The 25185-nt window shown below is 67.8% G+C and carries 30 protein-coding genes; 25 read left to right on the top strand and 5 right to left on the bottom strand.

Features of this window, described 5'->3' with window-relative positions; translation table 11 throughout:
• The first annotated feature begins 15 nt into the window (after positions 1-15).
• From MKK65_RS18025 to MKK65_RS17925, 21 genes are all read left to right on the top strand, one after another.
• Positions 16-213: a hypothetical protein gene (locus MKK65_RS18025; RefSeq protein ID WP_243959428.1), complete on the top strand. Its 198-nt coding sequence runs from the start codon at positions 16-18 to the stop codon at positions 211-213.
• A 255-nt stretch (positions 214-468) separates the two neighbouring features.
• The gene (locus MKK65_RS18020; protein ID WP_092045733.1) at positions 469-729 is read left to right on the top strand and encodes a GlsB/YeaQ/YmgE family stress response membrane protein; all 261 of its coding nucleotides are present in this window, start codon (positions 469-471) and stop codon (positions 727-729) included.
• Between the two features lie 73 nt (positions 730-802).
• Positions 803-1759 carry a PhnA-like protein gene (locus MKK65_RS18015; protein ID WP_147907789.1) on the top strand — a complete coding sequence of 319 codons (957 nt, stop codon included), beginning with the start codon at positions 803-805 and terminating at the stop codon, positions 1757-1759.
• A gap of 2 nt (positions 1760-1761) precedes the next feature.
• Positions 1762-2259: a YsnF/AvaK domain-containing protein gene (locus tag MKK65_RS18010; RefSeq protein WP_243959427.1), complete on the top strand. Its 498-nt coding sequence runs from the start codon at positions 1762-1764 to the stop codon at positions 2257-2259.
• Positions 2256-3146: a YsnF/AvaK domain-containing protein gene (locus MKK65_RS18005; protein WP_147907787.1), complete on the top strand. Its 891-nt coding sequence runs from the start codon at positions 2256-2258 to the stop codon at positions 3144-3146. The genes MKK65_RS18010 and MKK65_RS18005 overlap by 4 nt, the downstream gene beginning before the upstream one ends.
• 83 nt (positions 3147-3229) lie before the next feature.
• Entirely contained in the window at positions 3230-3487 is a 258-nt protein-coding gene (locus tag MKK65_RS18000; protein WP_147907786.1) for a 3',5'-cyclic-nucleotide phosphodiesterase, read from the top strand.
• Positions 3488-3607: 120 nt separating this feature from the next.
• The gene (locus MKK65_RS17995; RefSeq protein WP_243959477.1) at positions 3608-3979 is read left to right on the top strand and encodes a YidB family protein; all 372 of its coding nucleotides are present in this window, start codon (positions 3608-3610) and stop codon (positions 3977-3979) included.
• 114 nt (positions 3980-4093) lie between these two features.
• On the top strand, positions 4094-4285 hold the full coding sequence (locus MKK65_RS17990; protein ID WP_147907784.1) for a hypothetical protein: 192 nt from the start codon (positions 4094-4096) through the stop codon (positions 4283-4285).
• Between the two features lie 63 nt (positions 4286-4348).
• Entirely contained in the window at positions 4349-4711 is a 363-nt protein-coding gene (locus tag MKK65_RS17985; protein ID WP_147907783.1) for a CsbD family protein, read from the top strand.
• A gap of 96 nt (positions 4712-4807) precedes the next feature.
• Complete coding sequence (locus MKK65_RS17980) at positions 4808-5206, top strand: hypothetical protein (RefSeq protein ID WP_147957885.1); 399 nt, start codon at positions 4808-4810, stop codon at positions 5204-5206.
• Positions 5203-5616 (top strand): phage holin family protein, encoded by a 414-nt coding sequence (locus MKK65_RS17975; RefSeq protein ID WP_243959425.1) that lies wholly within the window; start codon positions 5203-5205, stop codon positions 5614-5616. The genes MKK65_RS17980 and MKK65_RS17975 overlap by 4 nt, the downstream gene beginning before the upstream one ends.
• The gene (locus MKK65_RS17970; protein WP_147907780.1) at positions 5606-5962 is read left to right on the top strand and encodes a DUF3618 domain-containing protein; all 357 of its coding nucleotides are present in this window, start codon (positions 5606-5608) and stop codon (positions 5960-5962) included. The genes MKK65_RS17975 and MKK65_RS17970 overlap by 11 nt, the downstream gene beginning before the upstream one ends.
• Positions 5962-6732, top strand: coding sequence for an aquaporin Z (gene aqpZ, locus MKK65_RS17965; RefSeq protein ID WP_147907779.1), 771 nt, complete (start codon positions 5962-5964; stop codon positions 6730-6732). The genes MKK65_RS17970 and aqpZ overlap by 1 nt, the downstream gene beginning before the upstream one ends.
• A gap of 24 nt (positions 6733-6756) precedes the next feature.
• Complete coding sequence (locus MKK65_RS17960) at positions 6757-7068, top strand: hypothetical protein (RefSeq protein WP_147907778.1); 312 nt, start codon at positions 6757-6759, stop codon at positions 7066-7068.
• 31 nt (positions 7069-7099) lie between these two features.
• On the top strand, positions 7100-8272 hold the full coding sequence (locus MKK65_RS17955; protein WP_147907777.1) for a chromosome partitioning protein ParA: 1173 nt from the start codon (positions 7100-7102) through the stop codon (positions 8270-8272).
• Positions 8273-8318: 46 nt separating this feature from the next.
• Entirely contained in the window at positions 8319-9305 is a 987-nt protein-coding gene (locus tag MKK65_RS17950) for a mechanosensitive ion channel family protein (protein WP_147907776.1), read from the top strand.
• Positions 9302-10078, top strand: a complete 777-nt coding sequence (locus tag MKK65_RS17945) for a hypothetical protein (protein WP_210249190.1) — start codon at positions 9302-9304, stop codon at positions 10076-10078. The genes MKK65_RS17950 and MKK65_RS17945 overlap by 4 nt, the downstream gene beginning before the upstream one ends.
• A 94-nt stretch (positions 10079-10172) precedes the next feature.
• Positions 10173-11048 carry a transglutaminase-like domain-containing protein gene (locus MKK65_RS17940; RefSeq protein WP_147907775.1) on the top strand — a complete coding sequence of 292 codons (876 nt, stop codon included), beginning with the start codon at positions 10173-10175 and terminating at the stop codon, positions 11046-11048.
• Positions 11049-11141: 93 nt separating this feature from the next.
• Positions 11142-11333, top strand: a complete 192-nt coding sequence (locus tag MKK65_RS17935; RefSeq protein WP_147907774.1) for a hypothetical protein — start codon at positions 11142-11144, stop codon at positions 11331-11333.
• 156 nt (positions 11334-11489) lie between these two features.
• Entirely contained in the window at positions 11490-14153 is a 2664-nt protein-coding gene (locus MKK65_RS17930) for an MHYT domain-containing protein (RefSeq protein WP_243959423.1), read from the top strand.
• A gap of 114 nt (positions 14154-14267) precedes the next feature.
• Positions 14268-16094 (top strand): sodium:proton antiporter, encoded by a 1827-nt coding sequence (locus tag MKK65_RS17925; protein ID WP_147907772.1) that lies wholly within the window; start codon positions 14268-14270, stop codon positions 16092-16094.
• Positions 16095-16184: 90 nt separating this feature from the next.
• Here the strand turns inward: MKK65_RS17925 and MKK65_RS17920 are convergent, their stop codons facing one another.
• Entirely contained in the window at positions 16185-17651 is a 1467-nt protein-coding gene (locus MKK65_RS17920) for a carbohydrate porin (protein WP_243959475.1), read from the bottom strand.
• Between the two features lie 237 nt (positions 17652-17888).
• Between MKK65_RS17920 and MKK65_RS17915 the strand changes: the two genes are divergently transcribed.
• Both MKK65_RS17915 and MKK65_RS17910 read left to right on the top strand, forming a co-directional pair.
• Positions 17889-18947, top strand: coding sequence for a CorA family divalent cation transporter (locus tag MKK65_RS17915; protein WP_243959420.1), 1059 nt, complete (start codon positions 17889-17891; stop codon positions 18945-18947).
• 690 nt (positions 18948-19637) lie between these two features.
• The gene (locus MKK65_RS17910; protein ID WP_147907770.1) at positions 19638-19796 is read left to right on the top strand and encodes a DUF3606 domain-containing protein; all 159 of its coding nucleotides are present in this window, start codon (positions 19638-19640) and stop codon (positions 19794-19796) included.
• A gap of 12 nt (positions 19797-19808) precedes the next feature.
• On the opposite strand, the gene MKK65_RS17905 is transcribed toward MKK65_RS17910, so the two are convergent.
• Positions 19809-20114, bottom strand: coding sequence for a hypothetical protein (locus MKK65_RS17905; RefSeq protein WP_147907769.1), 306 nt, complete (start codon positions 20112-20114; stop codon positions 19809-19811).
• Between the two features lie 967 nt (positions 20115-21081).
• Complete coding sequence (locus MKK65_RS17900) at positions 21082-21627, bottom strand: PAS domain-containing protein (RefSeq protein WP_187193493.1); 546 nt, start codon at positions 21625-21627, stop codon at positions 21082-21084.
• 133 nt (positions 21628-21760) lie between these two features.
• Between MKK65_RS17900 and MKK65_RS17895 the strand changes: the two genes are divergently transcribed.
• Entirely contained in the window at positions 21761-21973 is a 213-nt protein-coding gene (locus MKK65_RS17895) for a hypothetical protein (RefSeq protein WP_243959418.1), read from the top strand.
• A 303-nt stretch (positions 21974-22276) separates the two neighbouring features.
• Here MKK65_RS17895 and MKK65_RS17890 read toward each other — a convergent pair whose 3' ends face one another.
• Complete coding sequence (locus MKK65_RS17890) at positions 22277-23047, bottom strand: SDR family oxidoreductase (protein ID WP_147907766.1); 771 nt, start codon at positions 23045-23047, stop codon at positions 22277-22279.
• A gap of 102 nt (positions 23048-23149) precedes the next feature.
• Here MKK65_RS17890 and MKK65_RS17885 point away from each other — a divergent pair, with 102 nt between their 5' ends.
• The gene (locus MKK65_RS17885; RefSeq protein ID WP_147907765.1) at positions 23150-23584 is read left to right on the top strand and encodes a helix-turn-helix domain-containing protein; all 435 of its coding nucleotides are present in this window, start codon (positions 23150-23152) and stop codon (positions 23582-23584) included.
• Between the two features lie 838 nt (positions 23585-24422).
• Here MKK65_RS17885 and MKK65_RS17880 read toward each other — a convergent pair.
• Positions 24423-25133, bottom strand: a complete 711-nt coding sequence (locus MKK65_RS17880; RefSeq protein WP_243959416.1) for a helix-turn-helix transcriptional regulator — start codon at positions 25131-25133, stop codon at positions 24423-24425.
• Positions 25134-25185: the final 52 nt, after the last annotated feature.

The raw sequence follows: 25185 nt of genomic DNA, 5'->3' as shown, positions 1-25185 counted from the left end.
TCGACCGGAAAGCGAATGGCCGACGAACCCAAGCCGACGGACGAGCTTAAGCGGACGGACGAGCTCAAGCCGACCCTGGAACAGGTCAGGGCTTCGGTACGGGACGCCCTGGAGAAGCTCACCGGGGATCCCGGCCCCGAACCCGGGATCACGCCGTCGAACCCCAGGGGGAAACGACGCCCGGAACTGAAGCCGGAACCAGACGTCGACTGACGAAAACCTAAACCGCGAATATTCGCCACGAACCAAAGTGGAAATATTGCGGTTTGATTAGATGTTAATCGGCGGAACATCGCGGACCCGGGGCGCTTGTCGCGTATCGGGTCCGGTCGTCGAGCGAACGACCACAGGCGGGTTCGGCGGCAGGCAGCCGCCTCACTGCGACCGCCGTGCCAGAGAGTAGCCCACACCCCATCCCGTCCCGCGCGGCCTTGGCACCGACCGAGCGCGCATGCCCGGAGACCGCCCATGTCCCTCCTCGCCTGGATCGTGCTCGGCCTGATCGCCGGTTTCATCGGCAGCAAGATCGTCAACAACACTGGCCAAGGGCTCGTCGTTGACATCCTGCTCGGGGTCGTCGGCGCCGTCGTCGGTGGCTTCCTATTCAACCAGTTCGGCCAGCCCGGGGTGTCCGGGGTGAACCTCTACAGCCTGCTCGTAGCCGTCGTCGGCGCCGTGGTGGTGCTGTGGCTCTACCACGCCCTGATGGGCCGCCGCCGGGTTCTTTGACCCGGCCGAACCCACTTCCGCCGATCCTCGGCCGAAGCCCGACCCGACCACCCCCGACGAGAGAGTTACTACGATGGCGTTATCCCCCGATACCACCCGTTCTGCCTATGACCGCGACCTGCCGACCACCAGCCCGGCCACCCCGGCCGAGGATATGCGCACGATGGCGCTGCACTCCATCTCTTGGGGTGCCGTCATCGCCGGCGCCGTGATCGCGCTGGTCGCCCAGGTCATCCTGAACATGGTCGGGCTCGGCATCGGTCTCTCGACCGTCGACCCGGCTGGCAGCGGCACCCCGACCGCCGGGTCGCTCTCGTCCGGCGCCGGGATCTGGTTCGTGATCTCCGGCATCCTTGCTTCCACCGCCGGCGGCTGGCTCGCCGGGCGCCTTTCCGGCAAGCCGGCCCGGACCACCACCGCCTACCACGGGCTGATCGCCTGGGCGGTCTCGACCCTGGTCGTCGTGTACCTGCTGTCATCGGCGGTCGGCGGCATCGTCAGCGGCGCGTCGAGCGCGGTGTCGAGCACTCTCGGCGGCGCCGGCAACTTGATCGGCGGCTCTGTGAAGACCGCCGCGCAGGCCGCGGGCCCGTCGCTGCCGGGCATGGACAACCCGTTCTCGAATATCGAGAATCAAGTCCGCGGCACGACCGGCAATGACCCCGAGGCCCTGAAGAACGCTGCCGTCAGCGCCATGCGCGCCGCCGTGACCGGTGACGCCGCCCAGCAGAAGGACGCGCAGGAGAAAGCGGCCCAGGCGCTGGCCAAGGCCCAGAACATCCCGGTCGACCAAGCTCGGACCCAGGTTGCCCAGTACGTGCAGCAGTTCAACGACACGGTCGCCAAGACCAAGGAGCAGGCCAAGCAGGCGGCCGACACCGCCGCCCGCGTCGGCTCGCAGGGGGCGCTCTACGGCGCCCTGGCGCTGATCCTCGGTGCGCTTGCCGCCTTCTTCGCCGGACGCGGTGCAGCGGTCGACCCGGTGCTCACCCGCACCGCCGTCGCCGCCACCACACAGCGTCGAGTCTGATCGTGAACGCCCCCGCCGCCACCGAGCCGTATCGCTCCGGGGCGCAGAACGAGCCGGCGGCGGAGGTTGCCGTCGGCGAGGAGGCGGTCCTCCCGCTGATCGCCGAGACCGCCGGCATCGAAAAGCGGGCGGTGGAGACCGGGCGGGTGCGGGTCACGACGCGCACCGAGACGGTCGAGGAGGTCCTGCGCGAGACCCTGCGCAGCGACATGGTCGGGGTCACCCGGGTGGCCATCAACCGGACTCTGGCCGAGGGCGAAGCGCCCCCGGTGGTCCGCGAGGCGAACGGGGTGACGATCATCCCCATCCTGGAAGAGATCCTCGTCGTCGAGAAGCGCCTCGTCCTGCGGGAGGAGGTGCACGTCCGCCAGACCACGGCGGGCGAGGGCGTCGAGATGCCGGTGACGCTGCGCAGACAGCACGCCGTGATCGAACGCGTGTCCCCCGAGGGGCACGTCACGGCCCTGTCCCCTGCACCCCCATCGGAGGTCGAACCATGACCCAGACCATCACCGCCATGTACGACACCTACCCCGAGGCGACGGCCGCGAAGGCCAAGCTTGTGGCCATCGGCATCCCTGAGGTTGGCGTCCGGATCCTATCCGGCAGCGAGGCGGGCACGACGACCGGCGCCGCCACGACCCACGAGGGCGGCATGTGGGGCTCGCTGAAGGAGTTCTTCATGCCGGAGGAGGACCGCCACCTCCACGCCGAGGGACTGAACCGCGGCGGCACCATGCTGACCGCGACCGTAGAGGACGGGTACGCCGAGCGTACCTACGACATCCTGGAGGAGCACGGCTCGGTCGACATGGACGAGCGCGAGGCGTCTTGGCGCAAGGAGGGCTGGAACGGGCAGGCTGCGGGCGCGCCGGTCGCGGCCGTTGCTCCCGCATCGACGACTGCCACGACGGGGCTGCGTGCGGCGGGTTCCACCGAGACCGTCGCGGCTCAGGAGACCGCGCAGCGCACCGACTACATCCCGGTGGTCGAGGAGCGCCTCAACGTCGGCAAGCGCATGGTCGACAGCGGCCGGGTGCGGGTGCGCTCCTACGCGGTCGAGAAGGACGTCAGCGAGAATGTCACCCTGCACGACGAGACCGTACGCGTCGACCGCCGCGTGGTCGACCGGGCGGTGACGCCGGGGGACATGGCCCTGTTCGAGGACAAGGTCATCGAGGCGACCGAAATGCGCGAGCAGGCGGTGGTCTCGAAGGAGGCCCGCGTCGTCGGCGAGGTCGGCATCCGCAAGGACGCGACCCAGCGGGTCGAGACCGTGACCGACAAGGTACGCCACACCGAGGTCGAGGTCACCGACGAGCGGGGTAACGTCGAGCGCACCGGCACGGCCGGCACCGCCGGGACCGCCCCGCGCAAGCCGGTCTGAGCGCCTGGTCGGGAGGGGTCCCGCGGACCTCTCCCTTCTGACGCGCGAACCCTCGGGCAAGCAACAGGCACGGCCGCCGCCCCATGATCCGCATCACCCGATTCCTTGTCCTCTCCTTCGTCATGGCGGCCGGATCCGCCGGCGCCCAGGGCGACGATGCCGCCACGGGCCATCTCCGGACGTCCTGCTCTGGGGACTATCTCAGCCTTTGCAACGGCATGGACCCGAAGGGCCCGGAGGTGGTCGCGTGCTTCGGCAGGAACATGGGCAAGCTCTCGCCCGGCTGCCGGACCGCCATCGACGAATACAAGGCATCCAAGGGAACCGGTTCGAGGTCCTGAGCCGCCCCGAACCCGTACGTCGAACACCCGAACGGGAGAATGAACATGAGTGACGGCTTCCCCTCCATGACCGCCCTGCTCGGGCTGCTCGCCGTGGCGGGCTACCAGAACTAGGACAAGATCGCCGAGATGCTGAAGGGCGCCTCCGAAGCCAACCCGTCCGGTGCCACGCTTGGCCAACCAGGGCTCGACGGCATCCTGGGCAACCTCGGTGGTGCCGGTGCCGGTGGACTGCTCGGCGGGGGCCTCGGCCAGCTGATCGAGCATTTCCGCGGCAACGGTCACGGCGAGGCTGCGGACTCATGGGTCCGGCAGGGCCGGAACACCGAGATTCCGGCTGAGCACATGCATTCCGCCCTCGGCTCCGACCTGCTCGCGACCCTGACAAAGCAGACCGGCCTTTCGAGCGACGAACTCCTTTCCAGGCTCTCACGGGAGCTTCCGTCGGCGGTCGACCGCTACACCCCCGACGGCAGGTTGCCGGCGCACTGACGCGCCTCGCGCCTGAGGACATCCCGCACGCCGGTCGGGTCCTTTTCCGACCGCACGCGCCGGTCGACGCGACCGCAACGAGCACCGTGACGGTGCCATTCGAGGAACACCACCATGGCCAAGACCGCGCACGCCGAGGCTGCCAAGCACCACGAGGCCGCCGCCAAGTCGCACAAGACCGCGGCCGAGCATCACGAGAAGGGCGACGAGACCGCCGCTGCCAAGCACTCGAAGGAGGCCCACGGCCACTCCGAGAAGGCGCACGAAAGCTCGACCAAGGCCCACGGCAAGAGCGCCGGAAAGTAATCGACCCGACCCAATCCCCGGACGCGCATCCCGCGCGTCCGGGACCAAACCAGGAGAAGAACCATGGACGAGAACCGCATCACCGGCGCCGCGAAGGAGTTCGGCGGCAAGGTCCAGGGCGCCGTCGGCGACCTCACCAGCGACCGCGAGACCCAGGCCAAGGGCGCGGCCAACGAGGCCAAGGGCAACGTCGAGAACTTGTACGGGCAGGCCAAGGACGCCGTGCGCGACGTGGCCGACCAGGCCGGCGACCTCGCCCAGGGCGCGCTCAAGCAGGGTCGCGATGCTTTCCCCGACGCCGAGCGCGCCTACCGCCAGGGCGCCGACACGGTGACGAGCTACGCCAAGGAGTCCCCGCTGATGATGGCGGCGATGGCCGGCGCGCTCGGCTACCTCCTCGCCATGGTCGTCCACGGCCGCCGCTAGGCCCGGGAGCCCATCAAAGTCCTCTCGCAGGTCCGGAGCATCGCCGTGAACGATCCCACCCGACCTGCGGGGCCGGCCCCAGCCGCCGATGGCCCTATGCAGGCGGCACGCTCGCCGGCCGGCTTGGCCGATGCCGTGCGCGACCAAGCCGGTGGCTATGCAGACCGGCGCAAGAGCGAGGCGGCCAGCTTCCTGTCCGAACTCGCCCGGGCACTGCGTTCGGGCGGCAAAGAGCTTGACGGACAGACGCAGGCGAAGCCGTTCGTCCACACGGTCGCCGACAACCTCGATGCGCTCTCGGGTCATGTCGCTCGCCGCGGCTGGCGAGAGCTCTATCGTGATGCCGAGGTAGCCGCGCGTAGCAATCCGCTGGCGACGGCCCTGGTGGTGGGAGCGCTCGGGTACGGTGCCTTCCACGTCCTCCGGTCCGGCGAAGGCGATGCCCGCAAGTCGCAGGTTCCTGAGCACAAGCAGGCATGGGGCGGGTATCCGTGAGCGCCGTTCCCCACCCCCCGCCGTCCGGCGGGCTCCAGGGCCTACTCGCCGAAGCACTCCGGGGTGCCGGCGATGTCCTAGGGGGCGAGATCGCCCTGTTCCGCCAGGAGATGGCCGACAACTTGCGACGTCTGATCGTCGGCCTCGCTGCGATGGCCGGCGCGGCCGTGTTCGCAGTCGTCGGCTTCCTGGAGTTGGTCGACGCCTTGGTGAAGTGGCTCGCCACCGTCGTCGGCTCGGAGGCGCTCGCCGCCCTGATCGTCGGCGTCGCCTTCCTCGTCATCGGCGTTGTTCTGGCGTTCTTCGCCAGACGCCGGTTCTCGGTCGACGGGCTCGTCCCGACCCGGACGGGCCGACAGCTTCGGCACGACGCCACCGTCATCAAGGAGCGCGTGACGCATGACGAGTGACGCAGATGCCTTGGAACGCGAGATCGAGGAGAGCCGTGGCCGCCTGGACCGGACGCTCGACAGGCTTACGCAGCGCCTCACCCCCACCGGCATCGTCGAGGACATGCTCGGCACCGTCCGCCGCGACGGGACCGGGGCCGACCTCTACGAGGGCGCCCTCGAAGCGGTCCGCCGCAACCCGGTGCCTGTCCTGCTGATGTGCCTCGGCGTGGCGATGCTGCTGAAGGGTGGCGGGCGGCGACCGGCTGCGACCTACCGCGCCGTGTGCGATCCCGACCGGTACGCCGCGGCGGCCGTCACCTCCAACCCGAACCCCGGGGCCACCATCCCGAAGGAATCCCGCTGATGCGCCCGTACGTCGCCGAGTTCGTCGGCACCTTCGTCCTGGTGTTCTGCGGTTGCGGCAGCGCGGTCCCGGCCGCCGACCACATCGGCTATGCCGGCGTCGCCCTTTCCTTCGGTTTCGTCCTGATGGCGATGGTCTACGCGCTCGGACCGATCTCCGGCTGCCACCTCAATCCTGCGGTGACCCTGGGGCTGACGCTCAGCCGCAAGTTCGACGCCGCCCGTCTGCCTGGCTACGTCGCCGCGCAGGTCCTCGGCGGCATCGTGGCGGCCTACGTCCTCTACGTGGTGGCGCAGGGCCATCCCGGCTTCGACGTCTCCTCGGGCTTCGCATCGAACGGCTACGACGTGCGCTCGCCGGGCCACTACAAAGCGAGTGCCGCGTTCATCGTCGAGTTCGTGATGACGGCGCTCCTCGTCCTCACCATACTCGGGGCGACCGACCTGAAGGCGCCGGTGGGTTTCGCCGGCCTCGCCATCGGCGTCGTCCTGGTGGTGATCCACCTCGTCTCGATCCCGGTGACCAACACCTCGGTCAATCCGGCCCGGAGCATCGGCCCGGCCCTGTTCGCCGGCTGGGACGCCGTGGGGCAGCTCTGGCTATTCGTTCTCGCTCCGCTCCTCGGCGGAGCCGCCGCGGCGGGATTGTACTCGACGATGCGTGCCCTCGATCCGGTGCTGCAGATGCCGGTGCGCCAGGCGGTGCAGGCCCTTCCGGCCGAGCTCGAACAGCGACTGGAGAAGGCGGGCATCAAGCCGACCGAGTTCTAGCACCACCTCCCGAGGGACCCGTCGATGACCACCATACGGACGCTGATCCACGCGGGGAGCAACGACGACCGCTGGTTCCTCTGCCACGGCGACGACCAGGCCGACGTGTTCGTCTTCCACGAGCCGAACGGACCGTCCGGGGGGGCGCCGTCCCGGATCGAGCTTACGAGCTTCCTGGCTTCCGGGAACGGATCGCCCGAGCACCGCGCGCTCCTGACGATGATCGGCTCCCTGGTCGAGGCGGCACATGCGGGCTCGGCCCCGCCCGTACGTGGACCCGAGCCCGGAGCCGCAGGTGCCGAACCGACCCCGGGCGAGGCCGCCTCCTCGATCTGACCCCAAACCCCTCCAAGCCCGCGAGACCGCCATGACCATCGACTATCTCCCGGAACTGCGCCGACCCCTCCCGTTCAGCCTCGCCGTCGTGGCGGCGGTTCTCCTGGTCTGGCTCGTCGTGGCGTCCATCGCCGGCGCCAGGCAGCGGACGACGAGGGACCACCGCATCGGTGATCTGGAAGCCCGGCAGACGGCGCTCCAGGGTGACCTCGACCAGCAGCGGTCGACCGCCGGCACTTTGGCCGCGCTCCAGGCCAGGATCGCCTCGGCCCAGCAGCAGGACCGGGACGCGACCCAGGCCGGCGAGCAGGCCAAGGCGAAGGCGGCGAACCTCGCCTCGGAGCGACAGGCGGCGGAGGGGAAGGCGACCGAGGCGAAGTCCGCATCCGAGGCCGAGGCCAGGAAGCTGGCCGACCTTCAGGCGCAGGTCGGCCAGGCCGAGCAGAAGCTCGCGCCGATGAAGGAGGCCATCACCGCGGCCGAGCAGGCGGCGTCCGCCCGGACGAAGGAGCTCGCCGACGTCGGGCGCCGCCTTGAGGATACGCGCCAGCAGGAGGCCAAGCTGCGTGCCGACATCGCCGCCATGTCCCAGGAGGCGACCGCCAAGACCGCTGACTTGGCCAAGGCCGAGGAGAGCCAGCAGAAGGCCCGCGAGGGCTCGGCCGCGGCGCAGAAGGAACTTGCGGACGCCCGTACCGCCACGGAGCAGTCGACGAGGCAGCGGGGCGAGCTGGAGCAGGCCATCGCCGGCCTCGACGCCAACAAGGACAAGCTGACCGCCGAGATCACCCAGGCCGGCCAGCAACTGCAGCAGGCCAAGGACGGATTGGCGTCGACCCGGAAGGATCTCGCCACGACCCAGGCCGAGCGGGACCGGGTCATCTCCGAGCGCGGTCAGGCCGAGCAGGCCATCCAGAAGCTGACGGCCGACCGTGACGGGGCGACCGCAGCGGTGGAAGCGCTAAGGAAGCAACAGGCCGACGCCCAGGCGCAACTCGCCTCCCTGACCGAGACGCTGGCCACGCGCAACAAGGAGATGGCCACCCTCGAAGACCGGCTCGGGATGACCCGCCAGGAACTCGCGGCAGCCCAGGCTAAGCTCGCGGAAGCCCGGCAGGGGCTCTCGGACCAGCCCCCGGCCATGACGGTGCAGCCCGTTCCGTCCCAGTCTCCGGCGCCCACCACCGTACCGAAGGCGGACTGAACCGGCACATCGTCGATACACCTCGACCTACCCGAAGGGCGAAGACTTGCATTTCCTCGGAATCGACTGGGTCGGCGTCAACGCCGAGAACGGGCGGAAACTCGTCCTTTCGCTCGTGTTCATCGCGGTGGTCGTCGGCGGTGGCATGGGCCTTCGGGCGCTGGTCGGGCTAGTCCTGACCCGCACCGACCATTCCACGCTCCAGACCAAGTTCTGGACGCGCCAGGGCATCAGCCTGCTCGCGGCGGTGCTGCTGGTCCTCGGGCTGCTCTCGATCTGGTTCAACGACCCGGCCCGGCTTGCCACCGCCTTCGGACTGCTCTCGGCCGGCCTCGCCTTCGCCCTGCAGCAGGTGATCACGTCGCTCGCCGGCTACTTTGTGATCCTGCGCGGCTCGACCTTTACGGTGGGCGACCGCATCACCATGGGCGGCGTGCGTGGAGACGTGCTGCGCCTCGGCTTCATCCAGACCACCATCATGGAGATGGGCCAGCCCCCGGCGGTCCAGGGCAGCAGCCCGGCGATGTGGGTCAGGAGCCGCCAGTTCACCGGCCGCATCGTCACCGTGAGCAACGCGCAGATCTTCTCGGAACCGGTGTTCAACTACACCCGCGACTTCCCCTTTATCTGGGAGGAGATGGCTATCCCCATCACCTACGAGTCCGACCGCCTGAAGGTCGAGGCGATCATGCTCGCCGCCGCGCGCCGGCACGCCCTCGACGCCACCGCGATGGCCGGGGAGGCCAAGGCGCGGCTACAGGACCGTTTCGGGGTCAAGCCGGTCGATCTGGAGCCGCGGGTGTTCTTCCGCATCACCGACAACTGGCTGGAGCTCACCGTCCGCTTCATCCTCGGCACACACCAAATTCGTGGGGCCAAGGACGCGATGAGCCGCGAGATCCTGGCCGGCCTGGACGACGCCGGCATCGGCATCGCGTCGGCGACCTACGACATCGTCGGGCTACCGCCGGTCGAGCTCGCCGGTCGGCGCCGCATGGGGCGTGCCGCCGCCTCTTCGGAAACTGCCGAGTGACGACCACGATTCCGTTCCTGGCTGCCCTGGCGGCGGTAGTGCTGGCGCTCGTCCACGTCGTGACGCCTACCTTGCGTTTCCTCGACGGTTCGCCCCGAAGCATCTGGCTGTCGGCCGCCGGCGGGGTCGCGGTGGCCTACGTCTTCGTCCACTTCCTGCCGGAATTAGCCGATGGCGAGGCCAGCGTCGGCCGGATGGCCGGCGGCACCTTCGGGGGCTTTTCGGAGCGGCATGTCTACCTGATCGCGCTTGCCGGCCTGATGGCCTTCTACGGATTGGACCGGTTGGCGAAGGTCGACCGATCACGCCGCGCCGGCCTCGCGGTCACCGATGCCCGGAGTTCCACCGCGGCGTCCGACGTCGGCACCGGGGTCGGCGTGTTCTGTATCCAAATGGCATCCTTCGGCCTCTACAACGGCCTAGTCGGGTACCTCCTCCTGCACCGCGAGGTCATGACCTTCGCCTTCCTGGCCTTCTTCACGGTGGCCATGTCGCTGCATTTCGTGGTCACCGACTACGGCCTGAACGAGGACCACAAGGCGGCCTACCGCAGGATCGGCCGCTGGGTCCTGGCCGCCGCCGTGCTCGCGGGGTTCGCGCTCGGCGCCCTGACGACCGTGTCCGGTGCCGCAATCGCCGCGCTGACCGCCTTCCTCGGCGGCGGCGTGATCCTCAACGTCTTGAAGAACGAGGTGCCGAGCGAGCGGCAGAGCCGGTTCTGGGCCTTCGCGCTGGGAGCGGCCGGGTATTCCGCGTTGCTTCTGACGCTTTGAGCCGTCCTCTCGGAACACGGGCACGGCTCATGCAGACCTCGATGGTCGCCGCCGAGCGGGACGGGACGACGGGACTCGATTCACGGGGATGAGCATGAGGATCAGGACGGGGTACACCATCGGCTACGACACGTTCGGGCCGACGCCGATCATCTACCAACTCGACGTCCATCCGTCGCGGGCCCACGACCTGCTGTCCTCGGATGCGATGCGGGTCGACCCGCCGGTTCCGATGCGGAAGTACACCGACACGTTCGGCAACACCTGCGTGAGGCTGCTCTCGCCCGGCGGGCGGGTCACCGTCTCGGCCGACTTCCTGATCCACGACAGCGGCGAGCCCGACGCCTACGCCCCCGACGCGCGGCAGATCCCGGTCCAGGACTTGCCGGACGAGGTGTTGATCTATCTCCTCGGCTCGCGCTACTGCGACACCGACAAGCTCGCCGGTACCGCGTGGTCGCTCTTCGGCGGGGCGCCCGAGGGGTGGGCGCGGGTCGCGGCCATCGTGACGTGGGCGCACGAGCGCATCCGGTTCGACTACCAGCTCGCCGATGCGACGCGGTCCGCGTTCGACGGGTTCAACCAACGCGTCGGCGTCTGCCGCGACTTCGCCCACCTCGCTGTGACCCTGTGCCGATGCATGAACTTCCCGGCGCGCTACTGCACCGGCTACCTGGGTGACATCGGCGTTCCGGTCGATCCGAACCCGATGGACTTCTCTGCGTGGTTCGAGGTGTTCCTCGACGGTCCCGAGGGGCCGCGATGGTATACCTTCGACGCCCGCCATAACGCCCGCCGGATCGGACGCATCGTGATCGCCCGCGGTCGGGACGCCACCGACGTCGCGATCTCGACGAGCTTCGGCACGGCGCTGCTGGCGCAGTTCGACGTGCACACGGTGGAGGTTGCCGACGAGGCCACGACGGAGCCCCATTCGGGTGCTAGGTCGCCGGCATCCTCGGAGGCCTGAACCGCGGTGACGCCGGAACCTCATCCCACGGCCGGTCCGGCGTCGCATGCGAACCGCCGGTGGGGGCACTCGCAATCGATGGAGGGACGGCCCTTGATCCCCGGCACCACGTCCCGCACCGTCACGCCCGGCGAGGCCATCGCGCTGTGGCATCTGAGGTTGGCCATGCAAGCCGGCAACGACAACATGCCGATGACGGGGCGAGGCCTCGCCTTGGGTGCGGCGCTCGGCGTCCCGCTCGCCTCGACGGCCGCCTTGGCTGCCTGCGTCCGCTTCCTGCTCTAGGCATCCGCATACACCGGTGCGGATCTACGTACGGACGGCTCGAATACAGCCACCGAGCGCCGGAAACCGGATCGCCCGGCCCGTTCACGAATGGGCGAGTGCCCCAAGGTCGTTGCCTTTCGGTGGTACGGACCGCGTACACACACCGGAATTCCCATGGTCCATACCGGATACAACCCACTCCTCGTCGCGCTCTCCATCGTCATCGCGGTCTTCGCGTCCTACGCCGCCCTCGACCTCGGCGCGCGGGTGCGCCGGCCGGACGTCGGTCCGCGCTGGGCCTGGGGTGCGGGCGCGGCGGTGGCGATGGGCGGGGGCATCTGGTCGATGCACTTCGTCGGCATGCTCGCCTTCGAGATGGGACTGCCCGCCGCCTACGACCTCGGCCTGACGCTGCTGTCGCTGCTGATCGCCGTCGGCGTCACCGCCGCCGCCTTCGCCTGGGTGGCGCGCCGGGGCACCGGCACGCGGTCCCTGCTGGTCGCGGGCCCGCTCATGGGAGTCGGCGTGGCGGCGATGCACTACACCGGCATGGCGGCGATGCGCGTGCCCGGCAACTTCGCCTACGACCCTGCCGTCGTGGCGGTGTCGGTCGCCATCGCGGTCACCGCCGCGACCGCCGCCTTGTGGCTGACCTTCCGCCGCAACCGGCCATGGCAGAAGCTCGCCGCCGCCTGCGTGATGGGCCTTGCGGTCGCCGGCATGCACTACACCGGCATGGCGGCGGCGACGTTCACGGCGCAGGAGGCCGGCGCCCACGCCGCGCACGCGACCACACTGGCGACCGGTCAGCGGGACGTCGCCCTGGCGGTGGCCGGCGTGACCTTCCTGATCCTGTTCCTCGCGATGATGGCCTCCTCGCTCGACCAACGCCGGGTGCAGCGGCGCCTGCACGTCAGCGAGGCGCGCTTCCGATCCGCCGTCCGGGCCGTCAACGGCATCATGTGGACCACCGACGCCGCCGGACATTTCGTCGAGGAGCAGGCGGGGTGGGCCGGCATTACCGGGCACGCCCCGGAGCAGTACATGGGCGCCGGCTGGGCGAAGGCGATCCATCCCGAGGACCTTCCGGCGACGGTTGCCACCTGGACCGACGCCCTTCGCGCCGGATACCCGTACACTGCCGAGCATCGCGTGCGCACCGCCCACGGCGAATGGCGGCGGTACGTGGCCCGCGCGGTGCCGGTGCGCGACGCCGACGGTACGATCCGGGAATGGGTCGGCGTCCACGAGGACATCACCGAGCGCCACGCGTCCGAGGTCGCCCTGAAGGAGGCCCGGGACGCCGCCGAGGAGCACAGCCGGGCCAAGAGCCGTTTCCTCGCCAACATGAGCCACGAGCTGCGTACGCCGCTGTCCGCGGTGATCGGCTACTCGGAGATGCTGGAGGAGGAGGCGGAGGAGCTCGGCCAGGAGAGCCTGCTGAAGGACCTCGGCAAGATCAAGTCGAACGCCCAGCACCTGCTCGGGCTGATCAACGATGTGCTCGACCTGTCGAAGGTCGAGGCCGAGAAGATGGAACTCTACTCCGAGGACATCGACGTCGCCGACTTCGTCACGGACGCCGCCGGCACCGTGGAGGCTCTGGTGGCCAAGAAGGGGAACGTCTTGGCGCTGGACGTCGCCGGGGATGTCGGCCGGGCGCGCACGGACGCGACCAAGCTGCGCCAGTGTGTGTTCAACCTGCTGTCGAACGCGGCCAAGTTTACCGAGGGCGGCACCATCACGCTGCGGGCCGCCCGCGAGGTCGCCGCGGCCGGCGACTGGCTCCGGTTCACCGTGCGGGACACCGGCATCGGCATGAGCCCCGAGCAGGTCGGGCGGCTATTCGAGCGGTTCACGCAAGCCGACGAGAGCACGACGCGCACCTACGGGGGGACCGGCCTCGGGCTGGCGCTGAGCCGTGCCTTCGCCCAGTTGCTCGGCGGCGACATCACCGTCGAGAGCGTCGAGGGCCAGGGAACCAGCTTCACCCTGTGCGTCCCGGCGGTGGCTCCCGAGCAGGTCGTCGAGGCGGCACCGGTGGCTCCAGAAAACCAGGTGACGGTCGGCGACCTCGTGCTGGTCATCGACGACGAGGCCAACCAGCGCGAACTGATGACCCGGTTCCTGGAACGCCAGCGCTTCGCCGTCCGCACCGCGGGGGACGGGCGTACCGGGCTCGACCTCGCCCGGTCGCTGAAGCCCCGCGCCATCCTGCTCGACGTGATGATGCCGGAGATGGACGGCTGGTCGGTGCTCGCCGCCCTGAAGGCGGAGCCGGGGACCGCCGGTATCCCGGTGGTGATGGTCAGCTTCGTCGCCGACGCGGCCTTGAGCGCCTCGCTCGGCGCGGTGGAGGCGCTGCCCAAGCCGGTGGACTGGACGCGGCTGCGCACGATCCTGGAACAGTTCCGGGAAGCCGACGGCGACGTGCTCGTGGTCGATGACGATGCCGACATGCGTCACCGCCTCCGGACCGTGCTGGAGCGCAACGGCTGGACTGTCCGTGAGGCCGGGAACGGCTGCGAGGCGCTAGACCAAGTCCGGCACGGCGTGCCGCGCCTCGTGCTGCTCGACCTGACCATGCCCGTGATGGACGGGTTCTCTTTCCTGGACCGGCTTCGGGGACTGCCCGGTTGCGCCGAGCTCCCCGTGGTGGTGCTGAGCGCCCGGGACATCACGGCGGCGGAGCGCGACCGGCTGTCCGAGGCCGACCGGGTCCTGCGCAAGGGCGACGCCAGCCTGCAGGACATCGCCACCGAGCTGCGCAAGCTCGACAATCGCCAAACCGATGCCGGGGGTGCGACCCCGACGAGGACCTGGTCGGGAATCCCATAGGCTCCAACCCGTTGTAGGGCATGTGATCCGACCCTTACGACGGCGGAAGTGCTGATCCCTCCGCCGGTGAGGCGTCGGACGGTCTCGACGACAGGTTTGCCCGGAAGGAAATGGATGGAACAAGGTTTGGCGACGGCCGTCCTCTGCATCGTGGGCGGTGGCATCGCCGCCCAGTTGCTCGCCGCGCGCCTGCGCATCCCCGCCATCGTGCTGCTGCTCGCGCTCGGGTTCCTTGTCGGACCCGTGTTCGGCCTGCTGCACCCGTCCCGCGACTTCGGGGAGAACCTGCGACCCTTGATCGGCTTGGCGGTGGCCATCGTGGTGTTTGAGGGTGGTCTCGCGCTCGATTTCCGCGAACTCAGGGCCTCGGGCGAGGGCGTTCTCCGGCTCACCGCCTTCGCGCTGCCGGTCAACTTCGTCCTGGGTACCCTCGCCGCCCACCTCATCGGCGGGATGATGTGGGGCCCCGCGTCGGTCTTCGGCGCCATCCTCGTCGTAACCGGACCGACCGTGATCCTGCCGCTGCTGCGCCACGCCCGCCTGGAGCGGCGGTCTGCCGCCTTCCTGAAGTGGGAGGCCATCGTCAACGACCCGGTCGGGGCCATCCTCACGGCGGTCGTCATCGAGATCCTGGTGGGCGTGCCGCACGACGCCGGCGAGACCCCGGCAGTCGCCCTGGCGATCCACCTCGCCGAGGGCGTGCTGGTGGCGGGCGGTCTCGGCGTTGGCTTTGCCCTCTTGGTGGCCTGGGCATTCCGGCGGGATCTCGTCTCAGAGACGCTCAAAACGCCGGTGCTGCTCGCGCTCGCGCTTGTCGCCTACGTCGTCCCGAACCTTCTCATGCACGAGGCCGGGCTGATCGGCGCGACCGTGTTCGGCATCGCGCTGGCGAACCGCCACGTGCCGGGCTTGGGCGAGTTGCGTCGGTTCAAGGAGGCGCTTGTCGTGCTCCTGGTGTCGTGCCTGTTCGTCGTACTGACCGCCGACCTCGACCTCGGCGTCCTCGGCAAGCTGTCCCTGCCCATCCTCGCTCTCACCGCCGCTGTCCTGTTCGCGGTCCGCCCGGCCGCCATCTGGCTCGCGACGCTGGGCAGCGACCTGTCGCGGCGGGAGCGGCTGTTCGTGGGCTGGATCGGCCCTCGCGGTATCGTCGCGGCTGCCGTCGCCGGTTTGGCCGGTCCCCGTCTGAGCGAGGCGGGCTACGCCGGCGGCGACCTGATCCAGCCCACCGTGTTCGCGGTCATCGTGGCCACGGTCATCCTTCATGGCTTTTCACTGGGACCGCTGGCTCGGCGACTGGGTCTGTCCACCGCGGCCGAGACCCAGCGGCTCGCCGTCGTCGGGGCGTCGCCATGGGCGAGCGACATGGTCGTCGCCCTGCATCGCGCGGGCGTGCCGGTGGTGCTAATCGACACCTACCCTGGCGCGCTTCAGGCTGCTCGTGAGGCGGGGGTGCCAACGCTGCAGGCCGAGCTCCTGTCGCGGCATGCCGAGGAAGGTCTCGCCGACCACCCCCCGGACCATCTGCTCGCTGCGACCCGGGACGAGCTCTACAACGCCCTGGTGTGCACTCGGTTGGCCCCCGAGATCGGCCGCGAGCGCGTCTACCAACTCGCGCCGTCGGCGGACCACCTCCTGCACGCGGACACGGGTGTCAGCCGGGATACCCGCGGCAAGGTTCTCGGCAACGGCACGGTCGACTTCGATGCCCTGGCCGGGCGGCACGAGGCCGGCTGGCGGTTCGAAGTCGTCCTCGCGAATGCGTGGGCGCAGACCGACGCGGTCGCCCTGCTGATCATCGAGACGGACGGGGCGGTGAAACTCCTCTCGGTCGACAACGAGCGTGCCGCCCCCAACGAGGGGGATCGCATGCTTGCCTTCGCCGCGCCGGACATTCCTCGCCTCGATTTAGCGGAAGAGTCATCTCCGGTGCACGCCTGACGAACGGTATCCGAACGGCGTCCGGGCTCGACCGGTTCACTCTCGGGTCGGATGGCCATTGCCGAGGTTCCGCAAGGAGTCAAACCTCGCTCAGTAGGTCAGCGTCGCCCGCAAGCCGACGACCGTGGCGTTCTTGATCCGCCGCCCGAGCGCGTCGCGCGGGTCGGGGATGTTGCCCCCCGGATGGAAAACGTACTGCAGGTTCGGCTGCACCGTCACGCCCGGGCCGAGGACCGCCTGGTACGTGGCCTCGATCAGCGCCTCGAACCGCCGCCGGGGCATCGCGGTGCCCGTCTCCAGGATGGTGTCGCGATCTGCACCCCGGGCCGACGGCGAGATGCGCGCGTACGACACTGCCACGCCCGCCGTGTCGTTCGACCGACCCGGCAGCAGCCCGCGGTAGCCGATGCCAGCGTCGAGGTAGAGGTCGATCAGGTTGCGGTCGCCCGGCGACGTCACCGCCCGCACGAACGCGCTTGCGCCCTGCCCGGCGTCGTCCGGCTCGCGGTACACGGTCTGGTCGATGATCCCGTACAGGCCGTCGTTGCCCCGGAACCTGCGGGCGACCCCGGTTGTCGAAGGGTCGGCGAGCGAGCGACCGGTGTCATCGACCCGGAGAGAATCGAACCGGCCGAAATGGTGCCAGCCCCCGAGCGTCACCGTCCCGGGCTCGACTAGAACCTGACCCGTGCCGGCCCGTTCCTCGAAGTTGTACGCGTAGGCCGCTTCCGCGATCAGGAACGCTGGATCGGACAGCCTGAAGTTTGTGCCGGTGCGGTCGCGCCGTTGCGGGTCCGGGTCGTTCCACTGCCGCGCCGGACCGGCCGGGTCGCCGTCGAACAGACCGACCTGGAATGAGAGGTTCGAGGTCGTGAGGTACTTGGCCCGGATCGCGGGCGCGCCGAACGGGTAGGCCGGACCACCGCTCGGCAGGTTGGTGCCGGCGATGGTCGGCCAGCCGAACGTCGAGTTGATGAACAGCGTCGCGGTCTGGCTCACGAGGAACTCGGTGTCGGCCGCCACCTGTCCGAGCTTGACCGCCAGTTGCCCGTCGAGGAACTGCTGCTCAATCCAGAGCTCGTAGAGGCGGGTGGACGGCAGCGCTTCCAGTTCGCTGATCACGGCAAGGTCGTTGACGGCGGCCCGGGACAGCCCGGCGCCGTTGATCTGGTAGGCCTCGACCCGGAACGCGGCGCCGTGCCAGCCGGCGAGGCGGTCGAGGTCGGCGTCGAGCTGCATGTCGAGCCGCCCGAGGACGGTGGCCGTGCGACGCGTGCCGCCGCTAGTGTCGCCGAGGATGTCGGCAATGGCGTTGAAGCTGAGGACAATCCCTCGGTCAGACAGGAAGCGACGCAGACCCGTAGGATCGGCTGCGTCACCGAGCACGGACTGGATCGAGGTCGTCGCCACCGCCGACGGCTTGCCTGACACCTCGGGCTGGGCGACCGAGGTGCGCGGATCGCCGCCGGCGCCGGTATTCGCGGACTGGGCGACTGCGGCGATGGGTGCGAGGCTGACGATCAGCGCGACGGCGAGCGTATCGCGCAAGGCTCGCACGTGCCCGGAGCGCCCATGGACGGACGGCCGCCACGCGCGTTCGGTGGAGATGTCTGGCAGGATGCAGAACCCTGGGAACCGACGAGCCGCTCGAATGTCCGGTGCGGCGCCCATGCGGCTCGTCGGTCGCCCTCGACTTGGATACGGGGGGCACCATACGGGTGCGGCGCCACCACTCAAAGTTTTTATGGTCTCATCGGCCCGCCGTCACCGGGCCGTTCATCGATTGGATCACCCATGAAGCCGTCGGATCCGCCGGTCGACGCCAGCGCCGCGCCCTCGACCACGACGGGCATCGCGGGGCCGACCCGGCCGAGCGAGCCGCTATGGGCCATGGCGTTCGACGCGGATGGGCGGGGACGGTCCGTCCCGCCGGCGCAGGCGGCGAGCGACCTTGACGCGTTCGGCGGCGGGTTCCTGTGGTTGCACTACGACCTGGATGCGGCGGATCTGGTCGGTCGGGCGAGCGAAGGTAGGTTCGGTCCCACCCGGCTCGCCACCGCCGTGTTCGCGCCCGACGAGCACCAGCGCATCACTGTCGAGGCCGACCACATCGGGGGCGTCGTCGCCGACCTCGCCCGCCCGGGAGCCAAGCCCGTCCCGGCGGGCAGGCTCCACTTCGTCTTGGGACCACGCAGCCTCGTCAGCGGCCGCCGCGGACCGGCGGAAAGCCCGGACGCGACCCGCGCGGCGGTCGAGGGGGGCCACACCGTCGCCTCGCCGACCTTGCTCCTTGAGACCCTTGTCGGGCACGTCGTGTCGGTGATGGCCACCACCGGGCAGAGGCTCTCGGACGCACTCGACGGGATCGAGGACCACATCCTCGACGGACGGCCCCGCGACGACCGCCGCCGGCTCGGGCCCGTCCGCCGCAACGCGGTGCGCCTGCATCGGCAGATCGCCGGCCTCGCCGCCGTGTTCCACCGGCTGGAGACGGACGGGGCGACGGACAACGTCCACGGGCCGGCGGTCGCGGCGGCGGCCCGGCTCGCGCAGCGCCTCGATGCGCTAGACCGCGATATGACCCTGCAGGCGGAGCGGGCTCGGCTGCTGCAAGAAGAGGTGTCCGAACGCATCGCCGAGGCGACGAACCGGCAGCTCTACGTCCTGTCGGTGCTGTCGGCGCTGTTCCTTCCGCCGACCTTCGTCACCGGCTTGTTCGGGATGAACGTGAAGGGGCTGCCCTTGGGCGACGATCCGCACGGTTTCCTTTTCGTGTGCGGCCTAAGCTTGGCATCGGCCGTCCTAGCCTTTGCCGTCATACGATTGCTCGGCATTCGTCCACCCAGGGGGTGAGCATACCCTTCGCGACCGTTCTGACCGTGAGCGGATCACTTCCGTTGGCCGTGTTCCGATGCCGCGCATCTCGTTGGGAACGAAGTGGCTGTCCGAAGGCTCGCCATTTGGAACTGTGACTTCTCAAGCGTCGTCCGGACGACGGTCGCCGCGCTCGCCATCGCGTGCGAGCAGCACGGCGACGAGTTCGGCCAGGCGCGACGGGAGGTCCGCGTTCTCGGGAGGTACCATTCGCCTCGACAGTACCCGAGCGACTTAGGTGAGGGCCGGTCGGGCTTCGCCACCTTGATAATGATTGCAATGGATCATGGCTGCGGCCTTCGCGAACGCGGATCATCCGACGGGCGCGGCCGACGAAATGTTCGATGTGGTGGATACGAGAAGAAGAGCGCCAAGCGTCTTTGGTTGCATTCCTTCCTGGGCGCCATTTCGGATGAGTTTCACACCCGATATGAAAGCGAGGTCACCTGGACTGGGCAGGCTCCGGTCGTGGCATCTCTCCGGTTCTTCAAGGTCGATCTCGAGGTCGACCTGCATAACGGCGAGATGCTTCCATTCGTTGGATCGTCCGCGGAACCTGTGCATGACCGGCGGAACGCGTCTGTTTGGGTCGCAACACGGAGGGTGAGGTCGCGTTGATCCCACAGTCGACGGCGCTCCTTCGAGAGGCGTGTCAGGGAGCGAACACCGATGGCTACCGAGACCGAACGCACTCACCTCGACATCCACGACCGGTCCAGCCGCGAGTCCTACGCCAAGCTGTTCGGGGTCAGTGAGGAGCAACTCCGCAAGGCCGTGCGCCTCGTAGGCAGCCGCGTCACCACACTGCGCGGCCACCTCCGGCGTTGAGGCCGGGGCCGCTCACAGCTTGCGGGTGGGGGCGACGAACGGGTTGGTCTTGGTGGCCGAGCCGTTCCTGCAGTAGCACACCTCCAGACGGTCCAGGCCGGCCGTGCTCTTGGCCAGCGCAACCTTGATGATCGTGCCCTCGCCCTTCACGTCGAGCGCGTCAGTCAGTCTAAGCGCCTCTACGAACCGCACGTCCTTTAACTGCAGTACCGACGAGCCGGCTGCCAACTCCACCAGATAGTTCAAGCCACGCCCAAGCTTCCACTTCGGCCAACTCATCGTCAGGTTGAGCCCGGTCGCGTTGTGGGTGAACCGCACGTCGATCCACTCGTCAGTAATTCAGCTTGGCGTGCAACACCTAAATTTCTGCCTCATAGAAACCACCTCGACCATCCTCTTACAAGTGTTCAGCGACAGATTGCTCGTGGCCCGGCTGTATGATGGTGTTCTCGCAGTCGCGGGGCGCTCGTCGGCCCAACGCAATTCCAATGTAGTGGCCGTCGACATCGACGGGATGTGCTTTCTTCAACGACTAGTCGCGGGCTGGACCTCAATAACCCTTTACTTCGCCGACTCTCGGTTAAATAATATCAATTCTGCCCCTCTGCAAATTCGCAGCATGCCAGTGTGTCTATGAATGTCTGCTATGCGGGCGTTGCCGAGCTTGCCTAAATGACCGAGATGGGCGCAGAGCCGAACGGCCGGTTTTGCGCGCGATAACGATCAGGCATGGCGTAGTCTGGCCGTAAGCGGAACGGCCGCTTCGGAGATGATCGGCTGGATAAGCGGACGGCCTCCTATCGACCCAACCCAGCCGCCGGAAGCGCTGTCGGCGTTCCCCCGAAGCGGACGTTTGTCAGCCCTCCGGCAACTTCTGCTCGGGGTGGCAATCAGACCTTAGCCCTTCGCCCCGAAGCGGACGTTCGGTTTCCGATCCATGGCACGCACGGCTGCGAGGCTTACACCCCAACCGAACTTCCTGGAGGGCCAAGCCTTGCCTTATTGCGTCAGTTGAGCGCCTACGCACTTTACAACCATAAGTTGCATTGTATCGTAGCACGCACTGCCAGGCGACGATGATCGTGAGCGACCGCCCGGAGGATCAAGGCTGTGTTCCGCGTGGTGTTGAAGTAAAGCATCTGATCGTAGGGGGCATGACATGGTGGTAGTGCTCGACCCTCGGACCGGAAAACTCGTCCAGATCCGCGTCCTGCCTCGACCGCCGTCAAAGCCAACGAAGTAGTTAGCAAGGTGCGCCTGCAGCGGGGCACGAGGTTGCAGTCACTCAGTTGACCTGCGACCGCGATCCATCCCCACGGGCCAACGCTTGACCGACCCTAAACAATGCGCCTTTGACCTCCTTCAGACCTGACATCACGTCGTGCTGCTCCATCAGCGCATGCACGATGATGAGGTGATCCGCGATGGTGTCGAGCGGTGCCACGGCCTGTGTGGCCACGTGTGTTGGCGGTGGAACGAACCTCTCGATACCACCATACGCTGCGATCTCAGTCGCCTCGGTCGGAGCAAACTCGATCATGGACCCGAGATAGCCGAGGAACGAGCGCCCCGGCGGTCCAAATGAGGGAACGCCTCCAGCCGCCAGCCACCGCACCGACCCGTCTGCGCACCGAATGCGGAAGCGGACGCTGAACTCGGCTTGGGCTTGGGCGGCCTCCGCGAGGATGGCCCTGACAGCACCCTGGTCGCTCTCCAGGACTGACGTGGTCCAGCCGTCCCGGTACGCGGCCTCACGTGTCTGCCCGGCGTAGGAGAACCATTCGAGGCAGATGTACGTGACTTCGCCCTGAGCGTCGGTCGTGAAAATCACCAGCACCTCCCGCCTCAGTTCGGTCGGGCCAACATGCTGACACAACCTTTGAACGCACAAGTCGTTCGCGTTACAACCAAGCGGGATGGTACCCCCTACGACCGCACACGACCGACAATCTTTGGAGGGCAATATGCTCAACGAGAAAGACGCTCGTCATGAGAGTTTGAAGCGGATTGCAGATACGCTTCGCATATCCGTAGATGACTTGTATGGTTTTGGCGAAGATTTTATAAAATTTGAGCAAACCGATCGAATGCTGCAATTGTGGGAGCACCTTACTACTGACAGATTGCGTGAAGATGCGTTGGATGCCATCCAGGGCCTCATTCAGCACAAAACATAGCAAGATACTGTTACGGGCGCGAGTACTCGCTATTTTGGGGCGGCGTTCGGTTCGCGGCTGCTGTCTGCTACTCGTTCGAAGTGCTCCTGGGCACGTGGGATCGATGTTGATCATAGAAGGCGGCCAGCGTGCCGTCCCCCTGTCTTGATTGGTCGCGCGGCTTTATCTTACGAAGTGCTTGGAAGCAGACATTCCCAAGGCCTGCTTCGGGTGGGAAACAGTCCTCGCTGGCGCGACCGAAAGAAGACCTCGCTTCGCCGGGACAAACGGCGGAGCATGGATCGTCGACCGCGCCCTTCGTTCTTACTGCTGCGCCTCGCGGGCCTTGCGAGCCATCTCGTTGAGGGTCGTCACCGCTTCGTCGAAGCGTTGTTCCGCCTCGGCTTGACGCTGGAAGCGGACCCGCTGCACCAGGATCTCACGCGGGGTGGGCCGCTCTTGGAAGAGCGACATGACCTCGTCGATGAAGTCGGCCAGTGACAGGTATCCTTGGCGTGTCGCCTGTCCCGGGGTGAGGTCGGTCTGCACTGCCGGCGGCACCAGCTCGATGACCTCGACCTTGCCCTTAAGCGCCTCGCGCAGCGCGACCGTGTAGCTGTGCAGGGCGGCCTTGGTCGCCGAGTAGGTCGGGGCCGACACGAGAGGCACGAAGGCTAGACCGGAGGTGACGTTCACCAAGGCAGCATCGGGCTGCCGGCCGAGATGATCGATCAGGCCGTCGGTCAGCCGGATGGGGCCGAGCAGATTGGTGATGACCGTTGCCTCCGCGTCCGAGAGGTCGCGAGGCTGGTCCAGCGCCTCGGAGCGCATGATCCCGGCGTTGTTGATGACCACGTTGAGGGCCGGATGCTCGGCCGTCACGCGTCGTGCGAAGTCGGCCACGCCCTCAGCGCTGTCGGCATCGAACGCCATGGCATGCATGTTCGGACGTCCGGCAATCGTCCGCTGCAACGCCTCCGTCCGCCTGCCGGCGACGATGACGGTGTTGCCGAGGTCGTGGAAGCGTTGGGCGAGGGCTTGGCCGATGCCGGAGCCGCCGCCGGTGATGAGGATGGTGTTCCCTGACGTCTTCATGTGAGCGACCTTCGTTGTTGTCGCCCATGAGGTTATGGATCATGCTCTCCGAACCGAAGTAGGCACCGAAAAGATTTATACGCACCAAACGGAGAGTGTCGGATGCGTAGGGCAGAGGCCGATCCACGGATCGAGGAGCGTCGGAAGGAACAGGTCCCGACCGAGACCGACCCGGCCATCGAGGCGTTGGTCCAAGACATTATCGGCAAGGTAGCCGACAAGTGGACCATGCTGATCCTCGAAGCCCTGCACGAGCGCGGCACGCTGCGTTTCACCCAACTCGGCAAGGCGGTCGGCCGCATCAGCCAAAAGATGCTGACCCAGACAGTTCGCCAGATGGAACAGGACGGCTTGGTGCGTCGGACGGTGCACCCGGTGATCCCGCCCCACGTGGACTACGCGCTCACGCCGCTTGGTGAGAGCCTGGGTGCCGCATTCTGCGGTGTGTGGATCTGGGCGGAGACGCACCATGCCGAGATCAAGCGGGCACGCGAGGCTTTTGCGTCGCGAGCGTGCCGACGACCCGTTCAGGCGTAACTTGGTCTTACCCAGAGGCTGACCGCAGCTCCCCGGGTCTAATTAGGGCGCCTGCAAGCGGACCTTCCGAAAGTCTGTGAAGGGGTCGTGAGCGGGAACGGCGGTGATGTCCGCTTCCATCGGTTACTGCTTGTAAGCAGACCGGCAGAAAACCACCCAACCCAGCCATTCAGAAGTGCGCGCCGACCGGACCGCATTTGGCCGAAAGCCGATGAGTTGCCCAAGGAGGTAAGCCGCGAAAGCGGACAGACCTTCACCAACCCAATCCGCCAGCAAAAGCTGCTGCAAGCGCTGCTCCATAGCAGACATAAGCTCTGGTGAGTGAGAAGGTCGCGGAAGAACGTTCCCTCATGGTCAGCCGCAAGTGATCAGCGAAGTCAGGGTTTCAGCTGGCGCCAGTCCGCTTTACAGGATATTGACCGTCTGCCTGAGCCTCCAAGGGCTTGATACGCCCGGCCCAGTAATTTTTTACGCTAATCCGGCCTTCCGTCCCGTGAGTGCCTAGGTTCGCAAAGTAGTGATTCGGCACTCGCTACGCTTCCTGTCGAGGGCGGAGACCAGTTGCGCAGTTCTCGCTCATATCCACCGGCTCTCGCTCGGCGCATCTTTCCAGAGCACGGCAGTCACTTATCTCCGAATGGGAGCCCCTACCGTAGCATTGCAGGCGAAACTCTGTTCCATACATCGCCATCGATCGCCGTTCGGTAGATCTCGTGCCCCGCGTACGGCCCTGAAACCGCGCGGCTTCCAGGTACCGATTTCGAAGGCCTCGACGTAGACGGCCGGACGAGGGCTGCCTCGATTGAGACCTGCTTCAACCGTTGGATCGACTTCCGCTTCATACCTGCCGCGTGACCGGTTGGGGGCAGAGCAGGAGCAGACGTATCAACGCCGCTTGCCGACGTGTCTCCGTCTTATCGAAGATGCGGCGCAGGTGCACGCGTGCGGTGTTCAGCGTGATCCCGCGGCGGGTCGCGCTCGCCACCAGATCGTTCCCAGCCAGCATCTCGAGGGCAAACGCGGCCTCGGCGGGCGTAAGACCGAATTGCACCTGCAGCATTTCCTGCCGGGGCAGCCGGATGGCAGCGGGATCGATCAGGCGCAGGAGCACCGCCGACTCGGCCGACGCGAAGGCTATCGGGGCCAGCGCGCTCGCGGCGATCAGCAAGGTCCTGTCCTCGCTCACAAGACGGATCGAGTCGCCGCCATTGAGCGTGCAACCCGAGACCATCTTGCGAAGGGCCGCCGTGTCGTTCGGCACGCTGGCGCGGAGATGACCGTTCACGAGCCGCAACGGAACACCGCGCACCATAGCTCGGGCGGCGCAATTCAGGAACAGCACGCGTCCGCAGGTCGCTATAACCGCCACCCCTTCCTCGAGATGCTCGATGAAAGCCTCAAGCGCGGCGGCGACGCGCGTCGGATCGACCCGGGCGTGTTGCGGTCCGTCGGCGTCAACCGCCCGGTCTGAGCCGGCCCCGCTCAGGTCACCACTAGGCGCCAGCGAGGCGCCCGGCATCATCGGGGTTGGGTCTTTGGCAGCCAACATGAGCGATCCCTCCTCCGCTCGAGGTCAAACGTCTCCTGAGCGCCGACAAAGT

Source organism: Methylobacterium sp. J-001 (assembly GCF_022829565.1).
Lineage (GTDB): Bacteria > Pseudomonadota > Alphaproteobacteria > Rhizobiales > Beijerinckiaceae > Methylobacterium.
The sequence above is the reverse complement of the archived record's forward strand: the minus strand, read 5'-3'. Positions and strand labels throughout refer to the sequence as shown.

Coding starts and splice junctions, on each gene's coding strand:
- MKK65_RS18025 (WP_243959428.1), top strand. CDS start 16: ATGGCCGACGAACCCAAGCCGACGGACGAGCTTAAGCGGACGGACGAG.
- MKK65_RS18020 (WP_092045733.1), top strand. CDS start 469: ATGTCCCTCCTCGCCTGGATCGTGCTCGGCCTGATCGCCGGTTTCATC.
- MKK65_RS18015 (WP_147907789.1), top strand. CDS start 803: ATGGCGTTATCCCCCGATACCACCCGTTCTGCCTATGACCGCGACCTG.
- MKK65_RS18005 (WP_147907787.1), top strand. CDS start 2,256: ATGACCCAGACCATCACCGCCATGTACGACACCTACCCCGAGGCGACG.
- MKK65_RS18000 (WP_147907786.1), top strand. CDS start 3,230: ATGATCCGCATCACCCGATTCCTTGTCCTCTCCTTCGTCATGGCGGCC.
- MKK65_RS17990 (WP_147907784.1), top strand. CDS start 4,094: ATGGCCAAGACCGCGCACGCCGAGGCTGCCAAGCACCACGAGGCCGCC.
- MKK65_RS17985 (WP_147907783.1), top strand. CDS start 4,349: ATGGACGAGAACCGCATCACCGGCGCCGCGAAGGAGTTCGGCGGCAAG.
- MKK65_RS17980 (WP_147957885.1), top strand. CDS start 4,808: ATGCAGGCGGCACGCTCGCCGGCCGGCTTGGCCGATGCCGTGCGCGAC.
- MKK65_RS17970 (WP_147907780.1), top strand. CDS start 5,606: ATGACGAGTGACGCAGATGCCTTGGAACGCGAGATCGAGGAGAGCCGT.
- aqpZ (WP_147907779.1), top strand. CDS start 5,962: ATGCGCCCGTACGTCGCCGAGTTCGTCGGCACCTTCGTCCTGGTGTTC.
- MKK65_RS17960 (WP_147907778.1), top strand. CDS start 6,757: ATGACCACCATACGGACGCTGATCCACGCGGGGAGCAACGACGACCGC.
- MKK65_RS17955 (WP_147907777.1), top strand. CDS start 7,100: ATGACCATCGACTATCTCCCGGAACTGCGCCGACCCCTCCCGTTCAGC.
- MKK65_RS17940 (WP_147907775.1), top strand. CDS start 10,173: ATGAGGATCAGGACGGGGTACACCATCGGCTACGACACGTTCGGGCCG.
- MKK65_RS17930 (WP_243959423.1), top strand. CDS start 11,490: ATGGTCCATACCGGATACAACCCACTCCTCGTCGCGCTCTCCATCGTC.
- MKK65_RS17925 (WP_147907772.1), top strand. CDS start 14,268: ATGGAACAAGGTTTGGCGACGGCCGTCCTCTGCATCGTGGGCGGTGGC.
- MKK65_RS17915 (WP_243959420.1), top strand. CDS start 17,889: ATGAAGCCGTCGGATCCGCCGGTCGACGCCAGCGCCGCGCCCTCGACC.
- MKK65_RS17910 (WP_147907770.1), top strand. CDS start 19,638: ATGGCTACCGAGACCGAACGCACTCACCTCGACATCCACGACCGGTCC.
- MKK65_RS17895 (WP_243959418.1), top strand. CDS start 21,761: ATGCTCAACGAGAAAGACGCTCGTCATGAGAGTTTGAAGCGGATTGCA.
- MKK65_RS17890 (WP_147907766.1), bottom strand. CDS start 23,047: ATGAAGACGTCAGGGAACACCATCCTCATCACCGGCGGCGGCTCCGGC.
- MKK65_RS17885 (WP_147907765.1), top strand. CDS start 23,150: ATGCGTAGGGCAGAGGCCGATCCACGGATCGAGGAGCGTCGGAAGGAA.
- MKK65_RS17880 (WP_243959416.1), bottom strand. CDS start 25,133: ATGTTGGCTGCCAAAGACCCAACCCCGATGATGCCGGGCGCCTCGCTG.